The 25,608-nt window shown below is 67.1% G+C and carries 23 protein-coding genes; 7 read left to right on the forward strand and 16 right to left on the reverse strand.

Annotated elements, in window-relative coordinates; translation table 11 throughout:
- Positions 1-233: 233 nt before the first annotated feature.
- From AC1DIX_RS04420 to AC1DIX_RS04445, 6 genes are all read right to left on the reverse strand, one after another.
- The gene (locus AC1DIX_RS04420; RefSeq protein WP_477322293.1) at positions 234-773 is read right to left on the reverse strand and encodes a DNA-deoxyinosine glycosylase; all 540 of its coding nucleotides are present in this window, start codon (positions 771-773) and stop codon (positions 234-236) included.
- A 129-nt stretch (positions 774-902) separates the two neighbouring features.
- The gene (locus AC1DIX_RS04425; RefSeq protein ID WP_477322296.1) at positions 903-2,543 is read right to left on the reverse strand and encodes an efflux transporter outer membrane subunit; all 1,641 of its coding nucleotides are present in this window, start codon (positions 2,541-2,543) and stop codon (positions 903-905) included.
- A complete protein-coding gene (locus AC1DIX_RS04430) occupies positions 2,540-5,734 on the reverse strand; it encodes an efflux RND transporter permease subunit (protein ID WP_477322298.1) in 3,195 nt (1,064 codons plus the stop codon). Before AC1DIX_RS04430 ends, AC1DIX_RS04425 begins: the two co-directional genes overlap by 4 nt.
- Positions 5,735-5,746: 12 nt before the next feature.
- On the reverse strand, positions 5,747-6,952 hold the full coding sequence (locus AC1DIX_RS04435; RefSeq protein WP_477322300.1) for an efflux RND transporter periplasmic adaptor subunit: 1,206 nt from the start codon (positions 6,950-6,952) through the stop codon (positions 5,747-5,749).
- Between the two features lie 198 nt (positions 6,953-7,150).
- Positions 7,151-8,029 carry an alpha/beta hydrolase gene (locus AC1DIX_RS04440; RefSeq protein ID WP_477322302.1) on the reverse strand — a complete coding sequence of 293 codons (879 nt, stop codon included), beginning with the start codon at positions 8,027-8,029 and terminating at the stop codon, positions 7,151-7,153.
- A complete protein-coding gene (locus AC1DIX_RS04445) occupies positions 8,026-8,178 on the reverse strand; it encodes a hypothetical protein (RefSeq protein ID WP_477322304.1) in 153 nt (50 codons plus the stop codon). Before AC1DIX_RS04445 ends, AC1DIX_RS04440 begins: the two co-directional genes overlap by 4 nt.
- A 122-nt stretch (positions 8,179-8,300) precedes the next feature.
- On the opposite strand from AC1DIX_RS04445, the gene AC1DIX_RS04450 reads away from it, so the two are divergent.
- The 6 genes from AC1DIX_RS04450 to AC1DIX_RS04475 all read left to right on the forward strand — a co-directional run bounded on the left by AC1DIX_RS04450 (position 8,301) and on the right by AC1DIX_RS04475 (position 12,226).
- A complete protein-coding gene (locus AC1DIX_RS04450; RefSeq protein WP_477322306.1) occupies positions 8,301-9,263 on the forward strand; it encodes a LysR family transcriptional regulator in 963 nt (320 codons plus the stop codon).
- A 52-nt stretch (positions 9,264-9,315) separates the two neighbouring features.
- Positions 9,316-9,750, forward strand: coding sequence for an Mpo1 family 2-hydroxy fatty acid dioxygenase (locus tag AC1DIX_RS04455; RefSeq protein ID WP_477250861.1), 435 nt, complete (start codon positions 9,316-9,318; stop codon positions 9,748-9,750).
- A 53-nt stretch (positions 9,751-9,803) separates the two neighbouring features.
- A complete protein-coding gene (locus tag AC1DIX_RS04460; protein WP_441934469.1) occupies positions 9,804-10,265 on the forward strand; it encodes an outer membrane lipoprotein in 462 nt (153 codons plus the stop codon).
- A 67-nt stretch (positions 10,266-10,332) separates the two neighbouring features.
- On the forward strand, positions 10,333-11,280 hold the full coding sequence (locus AC1DIX_RS04465) for a DMT family transporter (protein WP_477322308.1): 948 nt from the start codon (positions 10,333-10,335) through the stop codon (positions 11,278-11,280).
- Complete coding sequence (locus AC1DIX_RS04470) at positions 11,277-11,771, forward strand: N-acetyltransferase family protein (protein ID WP_477250862.1); 495 nt, start codon at positions 11,277-11,279, stop codon at positions 11,769-11,771. Before AC1DIX_RS04465 ends, AC1DIX_RS04470 begins: the two co-directional genes overlap by 4 nt.
- Positions 11,772-12,046: 275 nt before the next feature.
- Complete coding sequence (locus tag AC1DIX_RS04475) at positions 12,047-12,226, forward strand: hypothetical protein (RefSeq protein ID WP_477322310.1); 180 nt, start codon at positions 12,047-12,049, stop codon at positions 12,224-12,226.
- Here AC1DIX_RS04475 and AC1DIX_RS04480 read toward each other — a convergent pair.
- The 8 genes from AC1DIX_RS04480 to AC1DIX_RS04515 form a co-directional block, all read right to left on the reverse strand.
- Entirely contained in the window at positions 12,221-13,720 is a 1,500-nt protein-coding gene (locus AC1DIX_RS04480) for a glycine betaine ABC transporter substrate-binding protein (RefSeq protein WP_477322312.1), read from the reverse strand. The genes AC1DIX_RS04475 and AC1DIX_RS04480 overlap by 6 nt on opposite strands.
- A 59-nt stretch (positions 13,721-13,779) precedes the next feature.
- A complete protein-coding gene (gene hutI, locus AC1DIX_RS04485) occupies positions 13,780-15,012 on the reverse strand; it encodes an imidazolonepropionase (protein ID WP_477322315.1) in 1,233 nt (410 codons plus the stop codon).
- The gene (locus AC1DIX_RS04490; protein WP_442124787.1) at positions 15,005-15,622 is read right to left on the reverse strand and encodes a HutD/Ves family protein; all 618 of its coding nucleotides are present in this window, start codon (positions 15,620-15,622) and stop codon (positions 15,005-15,007) included. The genes hutI and AC1DIX_RS04490 overlap by 8 nt, the downstream gene beginning before the upstream one ends.
- Entirely contained in the window at positions 15,619-16,989 is a 1,371-nt protein-coding gene (locus AC1DIX_RS04495) for a formimidoylglutamate deiminase (protein WP_477322317.1), read from the reverse strand. The genes AC1DIX_RS04490 and AC1DIX_RS04495 overlap by 4 nt, the downstream gene beginning before the upstream one ends.
- Entirely contained in the window at positions 16,986-17,774 is a 789-nt protein-coding gene (hutG, locus tag AC1DIX_RS04500) for an N-formylglutamate deformylase (RefSeq protein ID WP_477322319.1), read from the reverse strand. Before hutG ends, AC1DIX_RS04495 begins: the two co-directional genes overlap by 4 nt.
- Positions 17,775-17,790: 16 nt before the next feature.
- Entirely contained in the window at positions 17,791-19,353 is a 1,563-nt protein-coding gene (gene hutH / locus AC1DIX_RS04505) for a histidine ammonia-lyase (protein WP_477322321.1), read from the reverse strand.
- Between the two features lie 16 nt (positions 19,354-19,369).
- Complete coding sequence (gene hutU / locus AC1DIX_RS04510) at positions 19,370-21,076, reverse strand: urocanate hydratase (RefSeq protein WP_477253640.1); 1,707 nt, start codon at positions 21,074-21,076, stop codon at positions 19,370-19,372.
- Positions 21,077-21,140: 64 nt separating this feature from the next.
- A complete protein-coding gene (locus tag AC1DIX_RS04515) occupies positions 21,141-22,811 on the reverse strand; it encodes an amidohydrolase (RefSeq protein ID WP_477322323.1) in 1,671 nt (556 codons plus the stop codon).
- A gap of 199 nt (positions 22,812-23,010) precedes the next feature.
- Between AC1DIX_RS04515 and AC1DIX_RS04520 the strand changes: the two genes are divergently transcribed.
- Positions 23,011-23,706 (forward strand): transposase, encoded by a 696-nt coding sequence (locus tag AC1DIX_RS04520; RefSeq protein WP_477322325.1) that lies wholly within the window; start codon positions 23,011-23,013, stop codon positions 23,704-23,706.
- A 40-nt stretch (positions 23,707-23,746) separates the two neighbouring features.
- On the opposite strand, the gene AC1DIX_RS04525 is transcribed toward AC1DIX_RS04520, so the two are convergent.
- The gene (locus AC1DIX_RS04525) at positions 23,747-24,436 is read right to left on the reverse strand and encodes a 2OG-Fe(II) oxygenase (protein ID WP_477322327.1); all 690 of its coding nucleotides are present in this window, start codon (positions 24,434-24,436) and stop codon (positions 23,747-23,749) included.
- Entirely contained in the window at positions 24,433-25,491 is a 1,059-nt protein-coding gene (gene ada, locus AC1DIX_RS04530; RefSeq protein WP_477322329.1) for a bifunctional DNA-binding transcriptional regulator/O6-methylguanine-DNA methyltransferase Ada, read from the reverse strand. The genes AC1DIX_RS04525 and ada overlap by 4 nt, the downstream gene beginning before the upstream one ends.
- Between the last annotated feature and the right edge of the window lie 117 nt (positions 25,492-25,608).

Here is a 25,608-nt window from a genome sequence, read left to right on the forward strand (position 1 = left end):
CGCCGCTCCAGCCCTTGCTATCTGCAAGGTGCGGAGCCCGGACGCCCAGGCTATCTGCCAGGTGCACCCATCGTGTAAACCGACCAACGTATGTGGAATGACATCCCCGTCGGGCGTGCTCGCGCGCAGCATTACACATATTGCGCCGCGTGCCTTTCGCGGGGAACGGCAGGACCATCAGACCTGACCGATAACGTAGTGTAGCACGGTTCCTTTTGCACCGCACAAATACCTCAGAACAGCCGGGCGGTAACGCCGGCATCCAGGCCGGCGTCGACCAGCCTGCGCCACACGGCCAGCTTCTGCTCGAAGCTCATCGCCATGTGCGCCGGCGACGACGACGGCAGCACCACGGTGCGGTAGCCGGCCTGTTCGAACTGCGGCGCGAATTTGCCGGATGCCTGGCCGTTGAAGCCCACCGTTTCCAGTGCCGGACACAGATGCCGCAGGCGGTCGAAATCGTTGGCGGCCGGCTTGCGGATGGCGGAATCGAGGCTGCCTTCGCGCTCGCAGGCGGCCAGCACGTCCCACAGGCCGAAACGGTGGGCCAGCAGGCGCGGCAGGCGTTCGTCGTAGGGCAGGCTGTAGAGGTCTTCATCGACCAGGGCGCCGACCAGTTTCCAGAACTGATTCCTCGGGTGGGCGTAGTACTGCTGGGCGGCCAACGAGGCGGCGCCGGGGAAGCTGCCCAGGATCAGGATGCGCGTGCCGGGGGCGATGATAGGGGCAAGGCCGGTGAGAAGGGAGGTCGATTCGAGAGAAGTGCTGGACATGGGGCGATTGTAGCCCGCTCGCCTGAAATACGTCGTTCCCGCGAAAGCGGAATGACGATGAAAAAAAACGGCGGCACGCTCGTACGTACCGCCGCAAAGGGCATCCCAAAACTACCCCCTCACCTCACGTCATTTGCTGGCCAGCGCCACACTGCCTGCCGGCGAAGAAGCCGGCGCAGCACCCCAGCCGCCGCCCAGCGCGCGGATCAGCGCCACCGTGGTGACCGCCCGGTCGCCGCGCAGCTGCACGGCGGTGCGCTCGACTGCAGCCAGGTTGCGCTGCGCATCCAGCAGCTCCAGATAGCTGGAGCGGCCGGCGTCGTAGAGCTTCTGCGCCAGGTCGGCCGAGCGGCGCGCCGATACCAAAGCCTGCTCGACTTCGGCGCCCTGCCCCGCCAGCACGCGCAGGCCGGCCAGGTTGTCCTCGACTTCGGCGAAGGCCACCAGCACGCTCTGGCGGTAGGCGCCCACCGCTTCTTCCAGCGCGGCCTCGCTGCGCACCACGTTGCTGCGATTGCGGCCGCCGTCGATCAGCGGCATCGACAGCGCCGCGCCCAGCAGCCAAGAACGGCTGCTCCATTTGAAGACGTCGGCAAAGGTGCCGGCCACGCCGCCGCCATTGGCACCGATGCTCAGCGCCGGGAACATCRCGCTCCTGGCCACGCCGATGCGGGCGTTGGCCGCTTCCATCGTGCGCTGGGCGCTGGCGATGTCCGGACGGCGCTCCAGCAACGCGGACGGCAGGCCGGCCGGAATCAGCGGCAGGTTGGCGCTCGCTTCCAGCGGATCGCTGGCGGCGCCGAAGTTCGAGGCCGGCTGGCCCAGCAGCACCGCCAGTGCGTGTTCCGCCGTGGCGCGCTGGCGCTGCAGGCCGATCGCCTCGGCGCGCGCGGTCGACAGTTCGGTCTTCGCCCGCGACAGGTCGAACTCGCCGATGTCACCCAGTTCGAAGCGGCGCCCGGTCACGCGCACGCTCTCTTCGCGCAGGCGCACGGTCTGGTTCACGGTCGCGATTTCCGCGTCCAGGGCGCGCAGACGGAAGTAAGTCTGGGCGACGTCGGCCTGCAGCGACAGCAGCACCGAGCGATAGGTCGCCTCGACGGCGCCCGCATCGCCGCGCGCTGCCGCCACATTGCCGGACACGCGGCCGAACAGGTCGACCTCGTAGCTGGCGCTCAGGTTCGCCTTGTAGCTGGTCACCGGGGACATGCGCGTCCCGGGCGCCAGGCCGGCTTCCAGCGGCGACTGCTGCCCGCGCTGGGCGCCGACGCCGACGCCGATCTGCGGGATGCGGTCGGCTTCGGCGATGCCGGCGATGGCCCGCGCCTGCTTCACGCGCGCCGCGGCCACCGACAGGTTCTGGTTGCTGGCCGTGGCCTGGGCGATCAGGCTGTCTAGCCGGGCGTCATTGAAGGCCTTCCACCATTCGCCGCGCGGCTGGCTTTCTGCCGGCTGCGCCATCTTCCAGGTGGTGCCGTCGGCGGCGCTGCGCACCACCTCGGGCGATGCCGACGGCGTAGCCACTTGCGATTCCTTGAACGCCGCCGGGGTCGACACGGCAGGCTGGTGGAAGGCAGGGGCCGCGCAGGCGCTCAGCAGCAGGGCCGCCAGCACGGTGGCGAAGCGCGGCGCGAACTTGGCGGCGGTCTTCACCACCGGCTGCGCCAGCGGGCGGCGCTTCGGCGTCGCCAGCGCTTCATCGAGAGCCCGATCCCAGGCCTGTTCGGCCTGCGGCGTCGGGGAAACCGGATTGATGCTCATGACACTCATTTCAATGCTCCTTCGAGTTCGGGGGCGTGCGGCTCGACATGCTCGAGGCGATGCGAGGGCTTGCCGAAGCGCGCCGCCAGGGTGCGCAGCAGGACGTAGAACACCGGCGTCAGGAACAGGCCGAAGAAGGTCACGCCCAGCATGCCGGCGAACACCGCCACACCCATCGCGTGGCGCATCTCGGCGCCGGCGCCGTGCGAGAACACCAGCGGCACCACGCCCATGATGAAAGCGATCGAGGTCATCAGGATCGGACGCAGGCGCAGGCGGCAGGCTTCCAGCGCGGCGGCGACGATGCTGCGGCCGTGGTGTTCCAGCTCGACCGCGAATTCCACGATCAGGATCGCGTTCTTCGACGCCAGGCCGACCAGCACGAACAGGGCGATCTGGGTGAACACATTGTTGTCGCCACCGGTCAGCTTCACGCCGATCAGCGCGCACAGGATCGACATCGGCACGATCAAAATGACTGCCAACGGCAAGGTCCAGCTTTCGTACTGCGCGGCCAGCACCAGGAACACCAGCAGCACGCACAGCGGGAACACGTAGATCATGGTGTTACCGGCCAGGATGTCCTGGTAGGTCAGGTCGGTCCATTCATACGCGATCCCCTTCGGCAGCACTTCACGTGCGATCTCCTCCATCGCCGCCTGGGCCTGGCCCGAGGACACGCCCGGAGCCGGGCCGCCGTTCATCTCGGCGGCGACATAGTTGTTGTAGCGCTGGACGCGGTCCGGGCCATAGGTGTCCTTGACCTTCATGATCGAGGACAGCGGGATCATCTCGCCGCTGCCGGAGCGGACCTTCAGCTGCGCGATCTGCTCGCGCTGCGAACGGAAGGGCGCATCGGCCTGCACGCGCACCTGGTAGGTGCGGCCGAACTGGTTGAAGTCGTTCACGTACAGCGAGCCGAGGTTGATCTGCAAGGTCTGGTTGATCTCGGCCAGCGACACGCCCAGCTGCTTGGCCTTCACGCGGTCGACGTCGGCGAACAGCTGCGGCACGTTGATCTGGTAGCCCGAGAACACGCCGGCCAGGCGCTTGTCGGCCGCGGCCTTGGCCATGAAGGCCTGCACCGCCTTGTTCAGCTCATCGTAGCCGAGGTTGCCGCGGTCTTCGATCATCATCTTGAAGCCGCCCGTGGTGCCCAGGCCGTTCACCGGCGGTGGCGGCAGGACCATCACGAAGGCGTCTTCGATGGCGCCCATGCGCTTGTTGATCTCGCCGGCGATGGCTTCGGCGCTCTGTCCCTTGCCCTTGCGCTGGTCGAAAGGCTTCAGGGTGGTGAACACGATGCCGGCGTTCGGCGCATTGGTGAAGCCGTTGATCGACAGGCCAGGGAAGGCGACCGAGGATTCCACGCCCGGGATCTGCTTGGCGACATCCGACATCTTGCGGATGACGGTGTCGGTGCGGTCCAGCGAGGCGGCGTCCGGCAGCTGGGCGAAGCCGATCAGGTAAGCCTTGTCCTGCGAGGGCACGAAGCCCGGCGGCACCGCCTTGAACATGAAGATGCCGGCGATCGCGAGCAGCACGTACACGCCCAGCGAGGCGCTCTTGCGCTTCAGGACGCCCTTCACACCGCCTTCATAGGCATGCGAGGAGCGGTGGAAGAAGCGGTTGAAGCCCGCAAAGAAGCGGCCGAACACGGCATCCATGCCGCGGGTCAGCGCATCCTTCTTGGCGCCATGCGGCTGCAGCAGCACGGCCGACAGGGCCGGTGCCAGCGTCAGCGACAGGAAGGCCGAGATCACGGTCGAGATCGCGATGGTCAGGGCGAACTGGCGGTAGAACTGGCCGGTCAGGCCGGACACGAAAGCGATCGGCACGAACACGGCGCACAGCACCAGGGCGATCGCGATGATCGGACCGGACACCTCTTTCATCGCCTGCACGGTGGCGTCGTGCGGCGTCAATCCGTTCTCGATGTTCCGCTCGACGTTCTCCACCACCACGATCGCATCGTCGACCACGATACCGATCGCCAGCACCAGCCCGAACAGCGACAGGGTATTGATCGAGAAGCCGAAAGCCAGCATCACGGCAAAAGTACCGACCACCGACACCGGCACCGCCAGCAGCGGGATGACGGAGGCGCGCCAGGTCTGCAGGAACACGATCACGACCAGGGCCACCAGCACCACCGCTTCGATCAGGGTGTGGACGACCGAGTCGATCGACTCGCGCACGAACTGGGTCGGGTCGTAGACGATGCTGTACTTCATACCTTGCGGGAAGTCCTTGGACAGCTCTTCCATCTTGTTGCGCACGTCCGTCGACAGCTGCAGCGCATTCGCGGTCGGGGACTGGAAGATCGGGATCGCCACCGCCGACTTGTTGTCGAGCAGGGAGCGCAGGGCATAGGAGTTCGAGCCCATCTCCAGGCGAGCGACGTCCTTCAGCAGGGTGGTGGCGCCATCCTGGCTGGTCTTGACGACGATGTTGCCGAACTCCTCTTCCGACTGCAGGCGGCCCTGGGTGTTCACGGTCAGCTGGAAGTCCGCGCCTTTCGACGGGCCCTGGCCGACCACGCCGGCCGCGACCTGCACGTTCTGCTCGCGGATCGCGCCCACGACGTCGCCGGCGGTCAGGCCTCTGGCCGCGACCTTCTGCGGGTCGAGCCAGACGCGCATCGCGTAGTCGCCCGAACCGAAGAGCTGGACGTCGCCCATGCCCTTGATGCGCGCCAGCTGGTCCTTGACGTTCAGGGTCGCATAGTTACGCAGGTAGAGGTCGTCGTAACGGCCGTCCGGCGAATTCAGGTGGACCACCATCGTGATGTTGGGCGAGCTCTTGACGGTGGTGACGCCGATCTGGCGCACCTCTTCGGGCAGGCGCGGCAGCGCGCGCTGGACGCGGTTCTGCACGGCCGTCTCGGCCTGCTCGACGTTGGTGCCGATCTTGAAGGTCACGGTCAGCTGCAGCGCGCCGTCCGAGGTGTTCTGCGAGGTCATGTAGAGCATGTCCTCGACGCCGTTGATCTCCTGTTCGATCGGGGTGGCGACGGTTTCCGCGATCACCTTCGGGTTCGCGCCCGGATACTGGGCGCGCACCACCACGGACGGCGGCACCACTTCCGGATACTCGGAGATCGGCAGCTGGAAGATCGAGATGAGGCCGGCCACGAAGACGATGACCGACAACACCGCCGCGAAGATCGGCTTGTCGACGAAAAAGCGTGAGATGTTCATGTTATTGATTCCTTATTTTGCATCTGCCATGGCCAGCTGCGCGGACTTGTCCTTGCCCACGCTGGTGGTGGCGACCATCGGCACGGTCTGCGCGGTGATCGGCGAACCCGGACGCACGCGCTGCAGGCCGTTGACGACGATTTTTTCGCCCGGCTTCAGGCCGGCCTTCACCACGCGCAGGCCCTCGACCACCGGGCCCAGTTTCACTTCGCGGTACTCGGCCTTGCCGTCCTTGTCGACCACGAACACGAACTTGTGGCTCTGGTCGGTGCCGACCGCGCGGTCGCTGATCAGGAGGGCAGGCTTCTCGCTGCCGCCACCGATCTGCACGCGGGCGAACAGGCCGGGCGCCATCACGTCGTCCTTGTTGGCGAAGATGGCGCGCATGCGCACGCTGCCGGCGCGGGTGTCGAGCTGGTTGTCGACGAATTCCAGCTTGCCCTCGTGCGGGAAGCCTTCTTCGTTGGCCAGGCCGACGCGCACCGTGACAGGCTGGCCGCTGTGGGCCTGCGAACGCACGCGCAGATAGGTGTCTTCGTCGCCGTCGAAGCTGGCGTAGATGCGCTCGAGCGACACCACCGAGGTCAGGATGCTGGAGGCGTCGACCAGGTTGCCCAGGGTGATCTCGGCCTTCGACACGCGGCCGTCGATCGGCGCGACCACGCGGGTATAGCCCAGGTTCAGCTTCGCGGTTTCGTACTGGGCCTGGGCGGCGCGCGCATTCGCTTCCAGTTCCTTCTGCGCGGAGGCGCTGGCGTCGTACTCGCGCTGGGCGATGGCCTTGTCGCCCAGCAGGCGCTCGGCGCGGGTCAGCTCCAGCTTCGCCAGCTCGGCTTTCGCACGGGCGGATCTTGCGGCGGCGTCGGCGCGTTCGGCTTCGGCCTGGAACGGACGCGGATCGATCACGAACAGCACATCACCCTTCCTCACCGTGGCGCCGGGCTTGAAGTTGACGGCGGTGATGAAACCGGACACGCGCGGACGGATCTCGACGTGTTCCACGGCTTCCAGGCGGCCCGAGAATTCCTGGGTATCGGCGACCGGCTTCTCGACCACGACGGCGGCGGACACCGGCGGACCGGCCTGGGCCTGGGTCTTGGCTTCGGCCGCCTTGCCGGTCGCGTCCGAGCAGCCGGCGATCAGGACAGCGACGCCGGCGGCGCCGAGCGCCAGGACGACGGGTCGTACCGCGCTACGTAATTGATGAATTGCTTTCATGAGTGAGCCCTCCGATCTTGATGACTTATTAATAATTAGGCGAAAGCGGTCCCTTCYGGTCTCGCATGCGGGATGCGGACAGAAACGCAGGAAAAGACAGGTCTCCCGTGCCTGCGAACAGGCACGTTGTTGTGGTTTTGGGTGCGGTGAAGCGTTACCGGCTAGACGTTCCAGCCGGGCGATCCGTGACAGATCAGGTCATTTGCCGGGCGGTGCGTTGTCGGATTCGAGCCCGGCGATGAAGTTGGCGATTTCGTGCAGGGCATGGCCCGTACACGCACATTCGTTGCGGGCGTTCGGCTCCTCGATGCGGGCCGGCGCCATGCGCCGCACCGTGGTCCTCACGCCTGCGTTGATCAGCTTGGCACCGTAGGCTTCGGCCTCGTCGCGCAGCGGGTCGTCGTCGGCCGACAGGATCAGTGCCGGCGCCAGGTTCTTCAGGCGACTCGACTGCAGCGGCGACGCATAGGGGTGGCCGCGGTCGGCCGCGTGCGGCAGGTAGCCGCGGTAGGCGGCGGCGCATTCGTCGAACACCCGGGCTTTATCGGGGCAGGTCGGCATCTCGCGCATCGAGCAAGTCGACAGGCCGGGATCGAGCATCGGCATGATCAGGATCTGGCCGGAAAGTAGCGGGCCGCCGCGGTCGCGCGACATCATCGCCGCCACCGCCGCCAGGTTGCCGCCGGCTTCGATGCCGGCCACGATCAGGCGCTTGCCGGTCCAGCCGAGCTTGCTCTTGTTCTTCTTGGCCCAGTTGACGATCGCATGTGCATCCTCGGCGGCCGCCGGAAAGGGTTTGACCGGCGCCAGCGTATAGGTCGAGGACAGCACCACCGGATAAGCGCTCGCGTCTGCGAGACGGCGCAGGAAGCTGTCTGACTCGTCCAGGTCGCCCTCGACGAAGCCGCCGCCATGGAAGAACACGATCAGGATGTCGCGCTTGCCGTCCACCGCCGCGCGGTACAGGCGGCCCGCCAGCGGGCCTTCGAAGCCGGCGACCTCGAGTTCGCGCACCACCAGGTCGCGCATCGCTTCCTGCTGGTCGAGCTGCTCATTGTTCAGAACGGCGGCATTCATGATTGCGCTCCATTGAACAGGGCCTGGTAGCCGGCGGCTTCGCCCGCGGCGGCGTTCGCGTAGACGTCCGTGCCAATCACTCCCGCCATCAGCGTCACGCTGAGCGCGAGCGCCAGGCTTGTGAAGAAACCTCCATCGCGTCGTTTCATGACCTGCTTCCCTTCGTTAAGTGGCACTTTTATCAGTGACCGTGCCGACACTATAGACATGATCTAGAATCTGATAAATACCTCAATCCCGAATCCATTATTCAGATCCCTGAACAATCGAAATGAACAACAAGCTGCAAGCCATGGAAGTTTTCGTGCAGGTGGTGGACGCCGGCAGCTTCACGCGCGCGGCCGAGACCCTGCAAATGCCCAAGGCCACCGTGTCGACTCTGGTGCAATCGCTGGAGGCCTCGCTGTCGGCCAAGCTGCTGCACCGGACCACGCGCCTGGTGACCGTGACCACCGACGGCGCCGCCTATTACGAACGCTGCGTGCGCATCCTGTCCGACGTGCGCGATGCCGAGGAATCGCTGTCGCGCACGCGGCTGTCGCCCAGCGGACGCCTGYGCGTGGACGTGCCCACCGGCCTGGCCAGCGAGATCCTGGTCCCTGCCCTGCCCGCCTTTTTCGAGCGCTATCCGGACATCATGATGGAACTGGGCAGCACCGACCGTCCCGTCGACCTGATCGAGGAAGGCGTCGACTGCGCGATCCGCGGCGGCGAGCTGGGCGACGACAGGCTGATCGCGCGCCGGGTCGGCATCATCAACTTCCTGACCGCCGCCTCGCCCGCCTACCTGGAACGTTACGGCGTGCCCCAGCACCCGCTCGACCTCGAGCGCCACCGCTGCGTGAACTATTTCTCGGCCAAGACCGGCAAGACCTATGACTGGGATTTCCGGCGCGGCGAGGAACGCATCGACATCCCGATGCGCGGCGTGATCGCGCTGAACGATTCGAACGCCTATGTGCAGGCGGGCCTGGCAGGCCTGGGCGTGATCCAGATGACGGATTACCTGGTGACCCAGCACGTGGCGGCCGGGCGCATGGTCCAGCTGCTGCCCGACTGGACCAGCGAGCCGCTGCCGGTGCACATCGTCTATCCGCAGAACCGCCACCTGTCGGCCAAGGTGCGGGTCTTCGTCGAATGGGTGTCGGACCTGTTCGCGAACCACCCTTATATGCACTTGCGCGCGGTGCCGCGGCCGCAGGCGGTGCCCGCATTAATAGAGGCCACCGCCTAAAATGCGACGGTAGAATCGGCTGCATGACAAGTCACATGACGAGGAGACAGCGATGCAGCCGCGCACCATCGACACCCTGCTGGAACAGTACAGCGACAGCCATCGCAACCCGACCAATGAGCTGATCCATTTCGTGTGCGTGCCGGTGATCGTGTTGTCGCTGCTGGGCATCCTGTGGAGCATCCACCCGGCCGTCGCCGTCATCGCCTGCCTGGCCTCGCTGGTGTATTACTTCAGGCTGTCGCCTCCCTTCGCCTTCGGCATGCTCCTGATGAGCGCCGTGATGCTGGGCGTGCTGGCCCTGATGCCGCCGATGACGGTGCTGCCGCTGTCGATCGCGATCTTCGTGGTCGCCTGGATCGGCCAGTTCATCGGCCACAAGATCGAAGGCAAGAAGCCTTCCTTCTTCGACGACCTGCGCTTCCTGCTCATCGGACCGCTGTTCGTGCTGGGCTTCCTGTATCGCCGTTTGAATCTGGCGTATTAAAAGAGTAGGCTGGATCGGCCGCTGCAGCCGCAGCGCCGCATGAGGAGCACATCATGAAATCCGCCGCCATTCCCCTTTCCGTCGCCCTGGCCGGAGCTGGCCTGCTGGCCGGCTGCGCCACACCGCCCGAGTCGGGCAGCGTGTACAACAGTTACCAGACCATGAACGAACAGGTGATCCGCATGGGCACCGTCGAATCGATCCGCAACGTCACCATCGCCAGCCCCGAATCCGGGGTCGGCACCATGTCCGGCGTCGCGCTGGGCGGGCTGGGCGGCTCCCAGATAGGCGGCGGCAAAGGGTCGATCGCGACCGGCATCATCGGCGCCGTGGCCGGCGGCCTGGTCGGCCAGCAGGTCGAGCGCAATGCCGGCAACCGCGCCGGCTTCGAGATCACGGTCCGCCTCGACAGCGGAGAGTTGCGCGCCATCACCCAGCCGGCTGACGAAATGTTCCGGCCCGGGGACCGGGTGCGTCTGCTGAGCAACGGTTATACGACCCGCGTGACGCACTGACGACGAAATAGACGAGCAAACCCGGCTGGCGCCACAATGAACTCCGGAAAGCACGTATACTTTCCGGATGCCTTCCTACGTCCTGTTCACCATCGCCTCCCTGATCTGGGGTTCCACTTTCTGGGCCATCACCCTGCAACTGGGCGACATTCCGCCCGCCGTCTCGGTCGTCTACCGGTTCGCGTTAGCGTCAGGCGCGCTGTTCGCCTGGTGCCTGGCGCGCGGCGACAAGCTGTGGTTGCCCTGGCGCACGCAAAAGTGGACCTTGCTGCAAGGTTTCCTGACCTTCGGCCTCTCGTATGTATGCACTTACAACTCCGAACAGTACGTGGTCTCGGCCCTGGTGGCGGTGCTGTTCGCACTGATGGTGTTCTGGACGCCGCTGCTGTCGCGCTTCGTGTTCGGCACGCCGATCCCGCGCAAGACCTGGACCGCCGGGGTCGGTGCGATCGCCGGCGTCATCCTGCTGTTCTGGCATTCGATCCAGGGCGCCCTGCACGACCTGAGCCAGGGCGGCCAGGGCCATTTCCTGCTCGGCCTGGGGCTCGGCATCTGCGCTTCGATCGCCAGCGCGGCCGGCAGCATCGTGGTCGGCAAGGTGCGCGAGCAGTCGAGCAAGCTGATCCTGACCACAGGCTGGTCGATGTTCTGGGGTACCTGCATGGTCGCGCTGTGGTGCCTGGCCAGCGGCCAGCAATTCATCCTGCCGCACACGACGCCCTACGTGCTCGGCCTGCTGCACCTGGCCATCTTCGGCTCGGTGGTGGCCTTCATCTGCTACTTCACGCTGATCAACCGCATCGGCTCGGCCAAGACCGTTTATATCGGCGTGATCACGCCGGTGCTGTCGGTGCTCATGTCGATCAAGCTCGAACACTACCGTCCCGGCCCCATCGAATGGCTGGGCATGGCAGTCTGCCTGGGCAGTGTCGCCTGGGCCCTGTACACGCCTAAACGCAAGGCGGCTTCCGTCAACCTGAACAATGCGCTCGACGCACCCCTCGAAACACCATGACCGCTCAACAGTCCACTTTTGCCATCCGTCCCGCCACCCCGGCCGACGTCCCCCACATCATGTCGATGATCGTCGAACTCGCCGTGTTCGAGAAACTCGAGCACATGGTGGTGGCGACCGAAGCGCTGCTGCACGAAGGCCTGTTCGGCACGAAACCGTCCTGCGAAGCGATCATCGGCGAGGCCGATGGCGAAGTGGTGACCTTCGCCCTGTTCTTCCATAACTTCTCGACCTTCCTCACCAAGAAGGGCCTGTACCTGGAAGACCTGTACGTGCGCCAGGCCCACCGCGGCCACGGCTACGGCAGCCGCATGCTGAAACACCTGGCGCGCATCGCCGTCGAGCGCGAGTGCGGCCGTTTCGAATGGTCGGTGCTGGATTGGAACACTCCGGCAATCAATTTCTACAAGTCCATGGGCGCCGAGATCCTGCCCGACTGGCGCATCTGCCGCGTGACCGGCGAGCCGCTGACGGCACTGGCGCGGGCCTAAAAGAAAAAACCCACGGGGCCGTGTGGCGCCGTGGGTGAACCCAATTAGATGGGAGGGGAGACTTGAATCCAACGATTTCAATATACGCCCCGGACAGCCCGGGYGGAATGGTCGCTTACAAATGCTTACGTCGGTAACGCGCGGTTAAGATGGCTTAACTGAGGCTTAAAAGCGCCCTGCGCCGGTTGACAGGACACTGCCGCGCCCGATTGAGTGATCACAAATGCAATAAGCCGCGCTGCATGACAATGTGGCCTCCAGACGAGGACACGGACATGAAACTGAGCGTCAAACCGATCACGCGGATCATCTACCGGACCTGGCTGCGGTCCCGGCTCGACAATTACACGCGCAGCCTGCACATCATCGCGGCGCAGCGCGAGAACGACTTCCACGCAGAGCGCATCCTGCACCGCGCGATTTCCGCTACACGCTCCAAACTACAATCCTTATAGACGCCGGCGCGCCAGCAGGCGCTCGGCCAGCTCGAACCCGGCCTGCGTCAGCAAGGCCAGCAGCGCGGCCGGGATCGCGCCCGCCAGCAGCATGTCGTTGTCGTTCAGTGCCAGCCCGGTGGTGATGCGTTCGCCGAAGCCGCCGGCGCCGATGAAGGCGGCGATGGTCGCCGTCCCCACGCTCATCACGGCGGCGGTCTTCACGCCGGCCAGGATCACCGGCGCCGCCAGCGGCAGCTCGACCTTCAGCAGCGCCTGGCGGCGCGTCAGGCCCAGCGCCAGAGCGGCGTTGCGCAGGCCACTGGGCACTTGCAGCAGGCCGGTACAGGTATTGCGCACGATGGGCAGCAGGGCGTAGGCACACAGGGCCACCAGCGCCGGCACGGTGCCGATCCGCCCCAGCAGCGGGATCAGGATGGCCAGCAGGGCCAGCGAAGGCACGGTCTGCAAGGTCCCCGCCACCGCCAGCACCGGTTGGCGCAGGCGCGGCGCCAGCGCCGCCAGCACGCCCAGCGGTATCCCGGCTGCACAGCCCAGCAGCACCGCGGCCAGCACCAGCATCAGGTGCTGGCGCGCCAGTTGCGCAAATCCGTTGCCGAAGGTCTTGGCCAGCAGGCCGTCGCGCGGGGCCGGCGCCCCGGCGGGTGCCGCCGGCTGGCCGCCCTCCCGGGCCAGCCAGCCGCGCGCGATCGCCGCGAACGGCTTGCCCTCCAATTCGGCCTCGGCATTCATCGCGATCATCGCATCGCTGGCGATTCTCCCTTCCAGGCCCTGCAAGGCGCGCCAGGCCTGGGGAAAGCGCTGCGGCAGGTCGAGCCGGTACAGCAGCACCGCGTCGTAGCGCGGAAAGTAGTGCTTGTCGTCGTCCAGCACGCGCAGGCCGTACTGGCGGATCTTGGCGTCCGTCGAATAGATGTCGATGACGTCGACCTGGTGCTGCTTCAGGGCTTCGTAGGCGATGCCGTGGTCGATCCCGCGCGGCTGCTGCGGCAGGCCGTAGTAACTGGCCAGCCCCGGCCAGCCGTCGGCCCGGCCCAGGAATTCATGCGACAGCCCCAGCCTGAAGGCCGGCTTCGATGCCAGTCCGGACAAGGTCGTGATGCCGGCGTCGCCGCGCGTGGCCAGCGCATAGCCGTTCGAAAAGCCCAGCGGCACGCCCACGCCCAGGCCGAGCGGGCGCAGGGCGTCGCGCATGGCTTCCAGCGAAGTCGGTTTGGGATTCTTGAGGATTTCGAGGTCGATCGTGCCGAGGTATTCCGGATACACGTCGATGGCGCCGGTGCGCAGCGCATTCAGGACGATGGCGGTATTGCCGAGGCCTTGGCGATGCTCGACGCGCGTCACCGGCGCGGCCGTCTGCGCCAGGATCTCGCCCAGGATATAGGACTCGGTGAAGCGCTTGGAACCGACCTTCAATACCCGGTCGGCCGGCGGCGCCGCCGACGCCGCACAGCAGACCAAGCACACCAGCACCAGCAAGGCAAACCTGCGCATACGCCTCCATGTCGTGAAGCCGGCGGATGAGCCGCCGGGCTACGCCATGATAGCCGTGATTAAAAAGACAGGCTTACCCGCGGCTCGCGCGGCACACCGGCATTCACCACGCCCCGGCAGGGATTCGCACCGATCGCATAGGCCAGGTCGGCCGGACGGGCCATGTCCCACAGCGCGAAGTCGGCGCGCTTGCCCGGCTCGAGGGTGCCGATGTCGCCGCGGCCCAGCGCGCGCGCCGCGTTCGCGGTCACGCCCAGCAGAGCTTCCAGCGGCGTCATGCGCCACAGGGTGCAGGCCATGTTCATCGCCAGCAGCAGCGAGGTCATGGGCGAGGTGCCCGGATTGCAGTCGGTCGCCACCGCCAGCGGCACGCCCGCTTCGCGCAGCAGGGCCAGCGGCGGCATCACGGTCTCGCGCAGGAAGTAGTAGGCGCCAGGCAGCAGCACCGCCACCGTGCCGGCGCGCGCCATCGCCGCCGCGCCTTGCGCCGACAGGTGTTCCAGGTGGTCGGCCGAGAGGCCGCCGTATTCCGCCACCAGCGCCGCGCCACCCTGGTCGGACAACTGTTCGGCATGCAGCTTCACGGGCAGATGGCGCCGCCGCGCGGCCTCGAACACGCGCGCCGTCTGCGCGTGCGAAAAGCCGATCCGTTCGCAGAAGGCGTCGACGGCGTCGACCAGGCCCTCGTCCGCCAGCGCCGGCAGCATGCGCTCGCAGATCTCGTCGATGTAGTCGTCGGCGCAGCCGGCGAATTCCGGCGGCAGCGCATGCGCGCCGAGGAAGGTGGTGGCCACCTCCACCGGCAGCAGCTCGCCGACCCGGCGCGCCGCGCGCAGCATCTTCGCTTCGGATGCCAGGTCGAGCCCATAACCGGACTTGATCTCGAGCGTGGTCACGCCCTCGGCCAGCAGGGCCTCGATGCGCGGTGCGCTCTGGCGCAGCAGCTCGTCGTCACTGGCCGCGCGGGTTGCGCGCACGGTCGACATGATGCCGCCGCCCTGGCGGGCGATGTCTTCGTAGCTGGCACCGTTCAGGCGCGCCTCCCACTCGTCGCTGCGGTTGCCGGCGTGGATGATGTGGGTGTGGCAGTCGACCAGGCCGGGCGTGAGCCAGAGGCCGCCGCAATCGTGCTCGCGGTCTGCGGCCGGGGCTTCGCTGCGCGGTCCCACCCAGGCGATGCGGCCATCGCGCACCGCCACCGCGCCGTCCTCGACGATGCCGTAGCCGCCGGCCATGGTAGCCAGGCGCGCGTGGACGAACAGAAGATCGACATGCGCAGCGCGCTCACTCATAGTGGCCATCGCCTTCCTCGAGGTCTTCCTCGCTGTCGTAGTAATGGATGTCGGCGATGAAGATCACGCCCTGCCCCGCCTGCAGGGTCCAGGTCGTGCCCTGGTCGAGCAGTACGGCGTCGTAGCGCACCATATTGATGCGCTGGTGGTCGCTGCACAGTTCCAGGCTGTCGCCCTCGGCCAGGAACAGCACGGTGACGGGGGCGCGCGCGATGAAGCGAGATTCGCCGCTCAGCACGCGCCGGCCGAACCGGTGGTAGCAGCGCTCGATCCGGGTCATCACATTGAAATCCGTGCTCGGTCCGCGATTCAGCTTGGCGACCACGCGCGATTCGCCGTCGAAGGCGGCCACCGGGTCGGCCCTGGTCAGCAGCACCGACCGCTCGTCGATCTCGAGCGTCATGCCGTGGCCGTCGACCAGGGCCAGGGTCCGCTCGATGCCGGGAAACTCGGAGAAGGCGCCATCCTCGGCGATCGTCGCCAGGCTGACGCGCCAGTCGAAGTCCTCGAAGCCGGCGTCCGGCGGGAAGACCGCGATCTGCGTCGTGCTGCCGCCGCCGTTCTTCCAGGACACCGGGCTCAGGCCGGCATAGGGAATGAGCATCGTCATGGCTGACTCCTTTCGCGCAGTGCGCGCACGGCCTGCGTGTAATTCCGGGCAATCGCATCCTGGTCGACGTGGCGGCCGTCGCGCACCACCCATTGGCCGCCGGCCAGCACGTCGCGCACCAGGTTGTCGTTACCGCAGAACAGGAAGCGGCCCAGCACCTCGCCGGCATCCACGCCGTCGAGGTTCGGATGGGCGCTGTCCAGCACCAGCAGGTCGGCGCGCCGTCCCGCCTCCAGGCTGCCCACGGCGCGCCCGGAGGCCCGGGCGCCGCCGCGCAGGGCCTGCTGCCACAGATAGGTGCCGACGTCGCGGCAGGCGCCGTCGACGGCCACGTTGCGCTGCTGGCGCACCAGGCGCTGGCCGTATTCGAGCCAGCGCAGTTCTTCGACCGGGCTCTGGGACACATGGCTGTCGCTGCCGATGCCGAACACGCCGCCGGCGGCGATATAGGGCGTCAGCGGGAACAGGCCGTCGCCGAGATTGCCCTCGGTGGTCGGGCACAGGCCGGCCACGGCGCCGCTGGCGGCCAGCGCGGCCGTCTCGCGGTCCGACAAATGGGTCGCGTGCACCAGGCACCAGCGCTGGTCGACCTCGACCTGGTTCATCAGGTAATCGACCGGACGCGCACCCAGCGCCTCCATGCACTGCTCGACCTCGAGCTGCTGCTCGGCGATGTGGATGTGCAGCGGCCGGCCGGCCGGCAGGCCCGCGACCAGCTCGCGCAGCTGGCCGGCCGAGGCGGCGCGCAGCGAATGCGGGGCCGCGCCCACTTCGATCTGCGGGCCGCGCTGCTTTTCGAGGGCCTCGACGATGCGCAGCACCAGTTCCGGATCGGYGCGGAAGCGCCGCTGTCCGGGTGTCAAGGGCTGCTCGCCGAAGCCGGCGTAGCTGTACATCACGGGCAGCATGGTGAGCCCGATGCCGGTGCGGCGCGCGGCCTGGGCGATGCGCAGCGCGGTCTCGGCCGGATTCGCATACAGCTCGCCATCCGGGTCGCGCTGCACGTAGTGGAATTCGCAGATCGAGGTGTAGCCATGGCGCAGGCACTCGGCGTGCAGCTGGGCGGCCACCGCCTCCATCTGTTCCGGCGTGATGCGGCCGGCGAAGCGGTACATCAGTTCGCGCCAGGTCCAGAAGCTGTCCTGGGTATCGCCCGCCTTTTCGGCCAGGCCCGCCATGGCGCGCTGGAAGGCGTGGGAGTGCAGGTTGACCATCCCCGGCAGGACGTAATCGACCATCCGCGCGCCGGGCTCGGCCCCCGGCCGCACCGCAGTCAGATTGCCGGCATCGTCCCATTCCAGCAGGACGTCGTCCTGCCAGCCGCCGGGCAGCAGCGCGTGGCGCGCAAACAGCTGGTTCGCGCTCACGTTCGCACCCACTCCACGGCCGCGCCGAGCAGCTCGCGCAGCAGCGGCTGGATCCGGCCGGCCAGGTCCGGACGGTAGTCGAAGGGCGCGCTCTCGTTCATGTACAGGCACTGCGCCATCTCGAGCTGGATCGCGTGCACGCCGGCGGCCGGGTTGCCGTAGAAGCGCGTGATGTGGCCGCCCTTGAAGCGGCCGTTGAAGACGAAGGAAAAGCGGTCCTGGCTGTCCACCAGCTTGATCATCGCGCCTTCCAGCTGCCGCGAGCAGGACTTGCCGTCGGCGGTGCCGAAGTTCAGGTCCGGCAGGCGGCCCTCGAAGAAGCGCGGCACCTCGGATGCGATCGAGTGYGCGTCCCACAGCACCACCCTGCCATGCTCGGCCAGCAGGCGGTCGAGTTCCGCGCGCAGCTGGTCGTGGTAGGGCCGCCAGTACTGCTCCAGGCGGCGCCGGACCTCCGCCTCATCGGGCTCCATGCCTTCGCGGTACAGGCGCTCGCGCCCGAAGGTGTCGACCGGGCACAGGCCGGTGGTATCCTGGCCCGGGTAGAGGTTGGTGTTTTCCGGCGGGCGGTTCAGGTCGATCAGGTAGCGCGACCAGCGCGCCGACAGCACCGAGGCGCCCATCTCCTGGGCGAAGCCGTAGAGCTCCGTCAGGTGCCAGTCGGTGTCGGCGCGCGCCGCCGCGCAAGGCGCCAGGCTTGCTGCCAGCTCGTCGGGAATGTCGGTGCCCACGTGGGGCATCGATACCAGCAGCGGCAGGGTGCCCGCCTTGAACCTGAAATCCATTACCCCTCCTTGTCGCTTAAGGATGCAGCGCGGTGAACAATTCGCGGCACTGCGAGGACAGCTCGCCCGCCATCACCATCCGCTTCGCCGCCTCGATGTCGGGCGCGAAGAAGCGGTCTTCGTCGAAGGCCGCCACCCGCTTGCGCAGCTGGGCGTGCACGTGCTCCAGGTGGCTTGAACTGGTCAGCGGACGGTGGAATTCGATGCCCTGCGCCGCGGCCAGCAGTTCGATCCCGACGATGACACCCGTATTGTGCGCCATCTGGTCGAGACGGCGCGCCGCGAAGGTGGCCATGCTGACGTGGTCTTCCTGGTTGGCCGAGGTCGGCAGGCTGTCGACGCTGGCCGGATGCGCCAGCGACTTGTTCTCCGAAGCCAGGGCCGCGGCGGTCACGTGGGCGATCATGAAACCGGAATTCACGCCCGGTTCCTTGACCAGGAAAGGCGGCAGGCCGGACAGCGTGGAATCGATCAGCAGCGCGATGCGGCGCTCGGCCAGGGCGCCGATCTCGGCAATGGCCAGGGCCAGGGTGTCGGCCGCGAAGGCGACAGGTTCCGCGTGGAAATTGCCGCCGGAAACGATCATGCCCGCGCCGGTGTCGCCGGCGTCCGGGAAGATCAACGGGTTATCGGTGACGGCATTCGCTTCGATCAGCAGCGTGCGGCCGGCCTGGGCGATCAGGTCCATCACGGCGCCCATCACCTGAGGCTGGCAGCGCAGGCTGTAGGGATCCTGCACGCGTTCGTCGCCGACCAGGTGGGAGGCGCGGATCGCGCTGCCGGCCACCAGTTCCCGATAAATCTTCGCCGCCGCGATCTGGCCCGGCTGGCCGCGCACCGCATGCACGCGCGGGTCGAAGGGCGCGTCGCTGCCTCGGGCGGCGTCCAGCGACAGCGCGCCGCTCACCATCGCCGCTTCCAGCAGGCGCTCGGACATGAACAGGCCGTGCAGGGCCAGCGCGGTCGAGACCTGGGTGCCGTTGATCAGGGCCAGGCCCTCCTTCGCCGCCAGCGTCACCGGCGCGATGCCGGCCGCTTGCAGGGCCGCGCTTGCATCCATGATCTCGCCCTTCATGCGCACCTGGCCGACGCCCAGCATCGCCAGGGTCATGTGGGCCAGCGGCGCCAGGTCGCCGGACGCGCCGACCGAACCCTGGCACGGGATGGCGGGCATGATGCCGGCGTTGTACAGGGCGATCAGGGTATCGACGATCAGCGGACGCACGCCCGAGAAGCCGCGCGCCAGGCTGCCGATCTTGGTCAGCATGATGAGGCGCACGATGTGGTCCGCCAGCAGTTCGCCTGTGCCGACCGCGTGCGAGAGGATCAGGTTCTGCTGCAGCTGCTCGAGCTGGGCTTGCGGGATGTGGCGCTTGGCCAGGATGCCGAAGCCGGTGTTGATGCCATAGGCCGGATCGCCCTTGGCGACGATGGCCTGGACGGTGGCGGCCGAGGCTTCGATGGCGGCATAGGCTTCCGAAGCGAGCGACAGGCTGCCGGCGGATTGCCAGACGGCGCGCAGCTCTCCAAGGGTGAGGGAGCCGGGCTGCAGGGTCAGGTGGTTCGATGCTGGTTTCATGGTGCTCATGTGCTGCTTATTTGATCATTGGGAGTTTCAGGCCGAAGCGCTTGGCGGCTTCGATCGCGAGCTCATAGCCGGCGTCGGCATGGCGCATCACGCCGGAGGCGCAATCGTTCACCAGCACGCGCGCCAGGCGCTTGTCGGCGGCTTCGGTGCCGTCGGCCACGATGACCACGCCGGAATGCTGCGAGTATCCCATGCCGACCCCGCCGCCGTGGTGCAGCGAGACCCAGGTCGCGCCGCCGGCCGTGTTCAGCATGGCGTTCAGCAGCGGCCAGTCGGAGACGGCGTCGGTGCCGTCGCGCATGGCTTCCGTTTCGCGGTTCGGGCTGGCGACGGAACCGGTGTCGAGGTGGTCGCGGCCGATCACGATCGGCGCCTTCAGCTCGCCCTTGCGCACCATCTCGTTGAAGGCCAGGCCGGCGATGTGGCGTTCGCCGAGGCCCAGCCAGCAGATGCGCGCCGGCAGGCCCTGGAAGGCGATGCGTTCGCGCGCCATGTCGAGCCAGCGGTGCACGCGCGCATGCTGCGGGAACAGCTCCTTGATCTTGGCGTCGGTCTTGTAGATGTCTTCCGGGTCGCCCGACAGGGCCACCCAGCGGAAGGGGCCGCGGCCTTCGCAGAACTGCGGGCGGATATAGGCCGGCACGAAGCCGGGGAAGTCGAAGGCATTCTTGACGCCTTCGTCGAAGGCGACCTGGCGGATGTTGTTGCCGTAGTCGACGGCCTTGGCGCCCATCGCCTGGAAGTCGAGGATGGCCTGCACGTGGGCGGCTGCGGATTCCGCTGCGGCCTTCTTCAGTTGGGCGTGCTGGCCCGGGTCCTGCTGGGCCGCTTTCCACTGCTCGACGGTCCAGCCGCGCGGCAGGTAGCCGTTGATCAGGTCGTGGGCCGAGGTCTGGTCGGTGACCAGGTCGGGCACCATGCCGGTTTCCTTTGCACGGCGCACCAGCTCCGGCAGCACGTCGGCGGCGTTGCCGAGCAGGCCGATGGAGATCGCGTCCTTGTTTTGCTTGTGCTCGCGGATCATCTGCAGGGCTTCGTCGATGCTGAACGCCTGCTTGTCCAGGTAGCGGGTGCGCAGGCGGAAGTCGATGCTGCTCTGCTGGCACTCCACCGTCAGCGAGACCGCGCCGGCGAAGGTGGCGGCCAGCGGCTGGGCGCCGCCCATGCCGCCCAGGCCGGCGGTGAGGACCCAGCGGCCGCTCATGTCGCCGCCGAAGTGCTGGCGGCCGGCTTCGGCAAAGGTTTCATAAGTCCCTTGCACGATGCCCTGGGTGCCGATGTAGATCCAGCTGCCGGCCGTCATCTGGCCGTACATGAACAGGCCCTTGCGATCGAGCTCGTTGAAGTGCTCCCAGTTGGCCCATTTCGGCACCAGGTTGGAGTTCGCGAGCAGGACGCGCGGCGCGTCGGGATGGGTCTGGAACACGCCGACCGGTTTGCCGGACTGGATGAGCAGGGTCTGGTCGTCCTCGAGTTCGCGCAACGAGGCGAGGATCTGGTCGTAGCAGGCCCAGTCGCGCGCGGCGCGGCCGATGCCGCCGTAGACGACGAGGTGCTGCGGGTTCTCCGCCACCTCGGCATCCAGGTTGTTCTGCAACATGCGGTAGGCCGCTTCGGTCAGCCAGCTCTTGCACGAGAGCTGGCTGCCGCGCGGGGCGCGGATGTCGCGGGTGGGATCGAACCGGGGGTCTTGCATCGGCGAAGCGTTGGTCATGGCAGGCTCCTTTGAATGTCAAGAAAGTCTAGGTTGTCTATACAACCTAGTCAAGCCCCTCTTTTCACTTCTTTTGATAGACCTGGCGTCCCGCCACCCAAGTTTCCAGCACGCCGATCTTGTAGATGTCGTAAGGCGAAATCTTGAACAGATCGCGGTCGATCACGATGAAGTCGGCGTATTTACCGGCTTCGAGCGAGCCCAGGGTCTTTTCCTGGTGGCCGGCGTAGGCCGCGTCCAGCGTGAAGCAGCGGAAGGCTTCCTTCAGCGACATCTCCTGCTCCGGATACCAGCCGGCGATCGGCTGGCCGTGCTTGTCCTGGCGGGTGACGGCGGCGTGGATGCCGAAGAAGGGGTTCGGCGCCTCGACCGGGAAGTCGGAACCGCAGGCGATGCGCGAGCCCTGCTGCAGGAAGCTGCGCCAGGCGTAGGCGCCCTTCATGCGCTCGGCACCGATGCGGGTCTCGGCCATGTTCTTGTCCGAGGTCGCGTGGGTCGGCTGCATCGACGGGATGATGCCGATGCTCTTGAAACGCGGAATGTCGCTCAGGGTCACGACCTGGGCATGCTCGATGCGGTGGCGCTTGTCCAGCGCTTTATTCGCCGGAATCTCCTTCGCGAAGGTGTCGAGGATCTGCTTGTTGCCGGCGTCGCCGATCGCGTGCACGTTCACCTGGTAGCCCTTCTTGATGGCCTTGGTGATCATCGCGTCGATTTCCTTATTCGTGTGGAACAGCAGGCCGTGCGAATGCGGATCGTCGCTGTAGGGCGCCAGCAGGGCCGCGCCGCGGCTGCCCAGGGCGCCGTCCGCATACAGCTTGACCGCGGCCAGCGCGTACATGTCCTTGCCATAGCTGGGGAGCGGGCCATTTTTTGCCAACTGGTCAAAATCCGGACCGGTGCCGCCGATCATGGCGTAGATGCGGGCGGTCAGCTTGCCGTGGTCGGCGTAGTCGCGGTACAGCCTGTCTTCGCCGGCCGTGATGCCGGCGTCGTGCACGCTGGTCAGGCCGACGCTGGCCATGTTCTCGAGGGCGCGGTCGAGCATGATGCGGCCTTCCTGCTCGGTCTCCTGCGGCAGGACTTTCGTCACCAGGGCCTGGGCGGCATCGATCAGCACGCCGGTGGCGACACCCTTCTCGTCGCGCACGATCTTGCCGCCGACCGGATCCGGCGTGGCATTCGTGATGCCGGCCAGCGCCAGCACGCGGCTGTTGGCCCAGCCCGCGTGGCCGTCGACGCGCTCCAGCCACACCGGACGGTCCGCTACGGCGCCGTCGAGTTCCTTCGCGGTCGGGAAGCGGCCCAGCTTCCAGATCTCCTGGTTCCAGCCGCGCCCGCGCACCCAGGCCTGCTGCGGATTGGCGCGCGCATAGTCGGCGATGGATTTCAGGGCGCCGTCCAGCGAGGTGGAAGTCGACAGGTCGAGCTGGGTCAGCATCGCGCCCAGGCCGAACACGTGGCCGTGCGCATCGATCAGGCCGGGCAGCACGGTGCGGCCCTGCAGGTCGACGTGCTTCGCATTCGGCGCCCTGGCCGCCACCTCGCCCGCGCTGCCGACCGCGATGATCCTGCCGTTGTCGTCGAAGGCCATCGATGCGAACTGGATGACATCCCCCTTGGCGTTGAGCGTATAGCCGTTGGCATTGTCGATCACGGTATCGGCATGGGCCGCGGCCATGGCACCGCCGGCCATCAGGGCGAACAGGGCGGACTGCAGAGGTTTCAGGCGCATCGTCGGGCCTCCATTCTTATAAAGAAACAGAGTGTATAGAAAAACACGCAAGGGTCAAATTCGGGGTCAGAGCACTTTTTTCTCTAAATTCGGGGTCAGAGCACTTTTTGCGGCAAGGACCCGCGCGCAATTGAGATTCATCCATTCCCCATCCGCCCTGCTTCGATATGGTCATGCCTTCTCATGCACCCACGATCCCATGGCACGACGACCACGCCTGGTACTGCCCGCGGTACCGCTCCACATCATCCAGCGCGGGAACAATCGCACTTCCTGCTTCAGCTGCGAGGCCGATTACCTCGTCTATCTCACCCTTGCCCGGCAATACGCCGCCGAGTCCGCATGCCAGGTGCATGCCTATGTCCTGATGACCAATCACGTGCACCTGTTGCTGTCATCGGGAAGCAAGACCGGGCCAAGCGTGCTCATGCGGCGCCTCGGCCAGCACTATGTCCAGTATTTCAACCGGCGGCATGCGCGTACCGGTACCTTGTGGGAAGGCAGGTTCCGCTCGTGCCTGGTCGAGGATGAACGCTATCTGCTGGTCTGCCAGCGCTATATCGAGCTGAATCCGGTGCGGGCGGGCATGGCCGGCGATCCGGCGCACTACCGGTGGTCGAGCTATCGGGCCAATGCGCTCGGCGCGGAAGACGATCTGGTCACGCCGCACCTGATCTACACGGGCCTCGGCATGCATGAAGGAGAACGGCGCGCCGCCTACCGCGACCTGTTCAGGGAAGCGATGCCTGAACATCTGCTGGCCCAGATCCGGCAGGCCGGCAAGGCCAATGCGGTGCTCGGGGCGCCGGATTTTGTCGATGACATCGCCCGGAAAATCGGCCGTCCCGGCGGCATCGGCGTGCGCGGGCGGCCGAAAGTGAGGTCAGGCACTTGATCGAAAAAGTGCTCTGACCCCGAATTTCTGACCCCGAAGGTCAGGCGGCGTCGTGGAAGATGATGCCGAGGGTGTGGCGGTGGCCGCTGCGGATGCGGCTGACGCCGTGGCGCATGTTGACGCGGTAGAGGCCGCGGGTGCCGTTGACTGGGCGGGTGTGGACCGGGAACACGACGGCATCGCCATGGGCCAGCGGTACGACCTCGGCGCGCGACTGCATGCGCGGGCGATGTTCGGTGAGGACGAATTCGCCGCCGCTGAAATCCTCGCCCGGACGCGAGAGCAGCACCGCCACCTGCAGCGGGAACACGTGCTCGCCGTACAGGTCCTGGTGCAGGCAGTTGTAGTCGCCGGGGGCGTACTGCAGCAGCAATGGGGTCGGCCTGGCCTGACCGGCGGCGCGGCAGCGTTCCAGGTAGCGTACGTGCTCCAGCGGATAGCGCCCGTCCAGCCCGAGCGCCGCCTGCCAGCGGTTGGCGATGCGCGCCAGCGGCGGATACAGCGCGCCRCGCAGCGCCGCCAGGTCGGGCGGCAGCGGGTACGAGAAATACTGGTACTCGCCGCGCCCGAAGCCGTGGCGCTCCATCACGACCCGGCTGCGGAACATGTCCGGCTGCGCGTAAGCCGCCGCGTAGGCGGCGCACTGGCCGGCATCCAGCAGCGCCGGCAGCACCGCGCAGCCATAGGCGTCCAGCTCGACGCCGGCACGGTCCCAATCGATATCCTTCATTCGCTGCTCTCCCGTTCGAGCAGCGCACGCTTGCGCTCCACACCCCAGCGATAGCCGGAAATCGATCCGTCGTTGCGCACCACGCGATGGCAGGGAACGGCGATCGCCACCGGATTCGCGGCGCAGGCCCCGGCCACGGCGCGCGCTCCCTGCGGCATGCCGAGTTGCGCGGCCAGTTCGGCATAGCCCACCGTGCGGCCGGCCGGGATCGCGCGCAGTGCCTGCCAGACGCGCTGCTGGAAGGCGGTCCCGCGCAGGTCCAGCGGCAGGTCGAGGCCGATGCGCGGCGCTTCGACGAACGCCACCACCTGCGCCACCGTCGCTTCGAATGCCGCTTCGGCGCCGATCAGTTCGGCCTTCGGGAAACGGTCCTGCAGGTCGCGCACCAGCGCATCCGGATCGTCGCCCAGCAGGATCGAGCAGATGCCCTTGCCGGTGGCGGCGACCAGCAGCGCTCCCAGCGAGCATTGCGCCACGGCGAAGCGGATCTGCTCCCCGCCGCCGCCCGCACGCCAGCGGCCCGGGGTCATGCCCAGCACGCCGGGCGTGGCCGCGTAGAAGCGGCCGCTCGAATTGAAGCCTGCGTCATACGCCGCCTCGGTCGCGGTGGCGGCCTGCGCCAGTCCGCGTTTGAGTCGTTCGGCGCGGCGCGCCGCCGCATAGGCCTTCGGCGTGATCCCGGTATGCGCCTTGAACACGCGGTGAAAGTGGAAGCGGCTCATGCCGCTGGCCTCGGCCAGGCTGGCCAGGTCAGGTTCGTCTTCCGCGGCGTCGATCAGGCGGCAGGCCCGCGCCACCGCCTGCGCCTGGCGCTCGGCCAGCGGCGGCTGGTCCGGCTTGCAGCGCAGGCAGGGCCGGAAGCCGGCCGCTTCGGCAGCTTCACGGGTGGCGTGAAAGGCGACGTTAGCTCGCTTGGCGGGGCGCGACGGGCAGGACGGCAGGCAGTACACGCCGGTGCTGCGCACCGAGTAATAGAAGATGCCGTCGGCTTCGCGCGCGCGCTGCTGCACCGCGGCCCAGCGCTCCGCGTCGGTGTCGAAAGCCAGTTTGTCCATGATAATCTCCATGCTCCACGAGTCGAATGCCATCATCGTATCGGCATGGCCAAGGCGGCGTCATCCCGGGTCTTGCTTTCAAATCGCAGTGCTAGAATGTGGCGTCACTCGGCAAGC

It is taken from the genome of Massilia sp. 05N420 (assembly GCF_056397205.1).

Coding starts and splice junctions, on each gene's coding strand:
- AC1DIX_RS04420 (WP_477322293.1), bottom strand. CDS start 773: ATGTCCAGCACTTCTCTCGAATCGACCTCCCTTCTCACCGGCCTTGCC.
- AC1DIX_RS04430 (WP_477322298.1), bottom strand. CDS start 5,734: ATGAACATCTCACGCTTTTTCGTCGACAAGCCGATCTTCGCGGCGGTG.
- AC1DIX_RS04435 (WP_477322300.1), bottom strand. CDS start 6,952: ATGAAAGCAATTCATCAATTACGTAGCGCGGTACGACCCGTCGTCCTG.
- AC1DIX_RS04440 (WP_477322302.1), bottom strand. CDS start 8,029: ATGAATGCCGCCGTTCTGAACAATGAGCAGCTCGACCAGCAGGAAGCG.
- AC1DIX_RS04445 (WP_477322304.1), bottom strand. CDS start 8,178: ATGAAACGACGCGATGGAGGTTTCTTCACAAGCCTGGCGCTCGCGCTC.
- AC1DIX_RS04455 (WP_477250861.1), top strand. CDS start 9,316: ATGCAGCCGCGCACCATCGACACCCTGCTGGAACAGTACAGCGACAGC.
- AC1DIX_RS04460 (WP_441934469.1), top strand. CDS start 9,804: ATGAAATCCGCCGCCATTCCCCTTTCCGTCGCCCTGGCCGGAGCTGGC.
- AC1DIX_RS04465 (WP_477322308.1), top strand. CDS start 10,333: ATGCCTTCCTACGTCCTGTTCACCATCGCCTCCCTGATCTGGGGTTCC.
- AC1DIX_RS04470 (WP_477250862.1), top strand. CDS start 11,277: ATGACCGCTCAACAGTCCACTTTTGCCATCCGTCCCGCCACCCCGGCC.
- AC1DIX_RS04475 (WP_477322310.1), top strand. CDS start 12,047: ATGAAACTGAGCGTCAAACCGATCACGCGGATCATCTACCGGACCTGG.
- AC1DIX_RS04480 (WP_477322312.1), bottom strand. CDS start 13,720: ATGCGCAGGTTTGCCTTGCTGGTGCTGGTGTGCTTGGTCTGCTGTGCG.
- hutI (WP_477322315.1), bottom strand. CDS start 15,012: ATGAGTGAGCGCGCTGCGCATGTCGATCTTCTGTTCGTCCACGCGCGC.
- AC1DIX_RS04490 (WP_442124787.1), bottom strand. CDS start 15,622: ATGACGATGCTCATTCCCTATGCCGGCCTGAGCCCGGTGTCCTGGAAG.
- hutH (WP_477322321.1), bottom strand. CDS start 19,353: ATGAAACCAGCATCGAACCACCTGACCCTGCAGCCCGGCTCCCTCACC.
- hutU (WP_477253640.1), bottom strand. CDS start 21,076: ATGACCAACGCTTCGCCGATGCAAGACCCCCGGTTCGATCCCACCCGC.
- AC1DIX_RS04515 (WP_477322323.1), bottom strand. CDS start 22,811: ATGCGCCTGAAACCTCTGCAGTCCGCCCTGTTCGCCCTGATGGCCGGC.
- AC1DIX_RS04520 (WP_477322325.1), top strand. CDS start 23,011: ATGGCACGACGACCACGCCTGGTACTGCCCGCGGTACCGCTCCACATC.
- ada (WP_477322329.1), bottom strand. CDS start 25,491: ATGGACAAACTGGCTTTCGACACCGACGCGGAGCGCTGGGCCGCGGTG.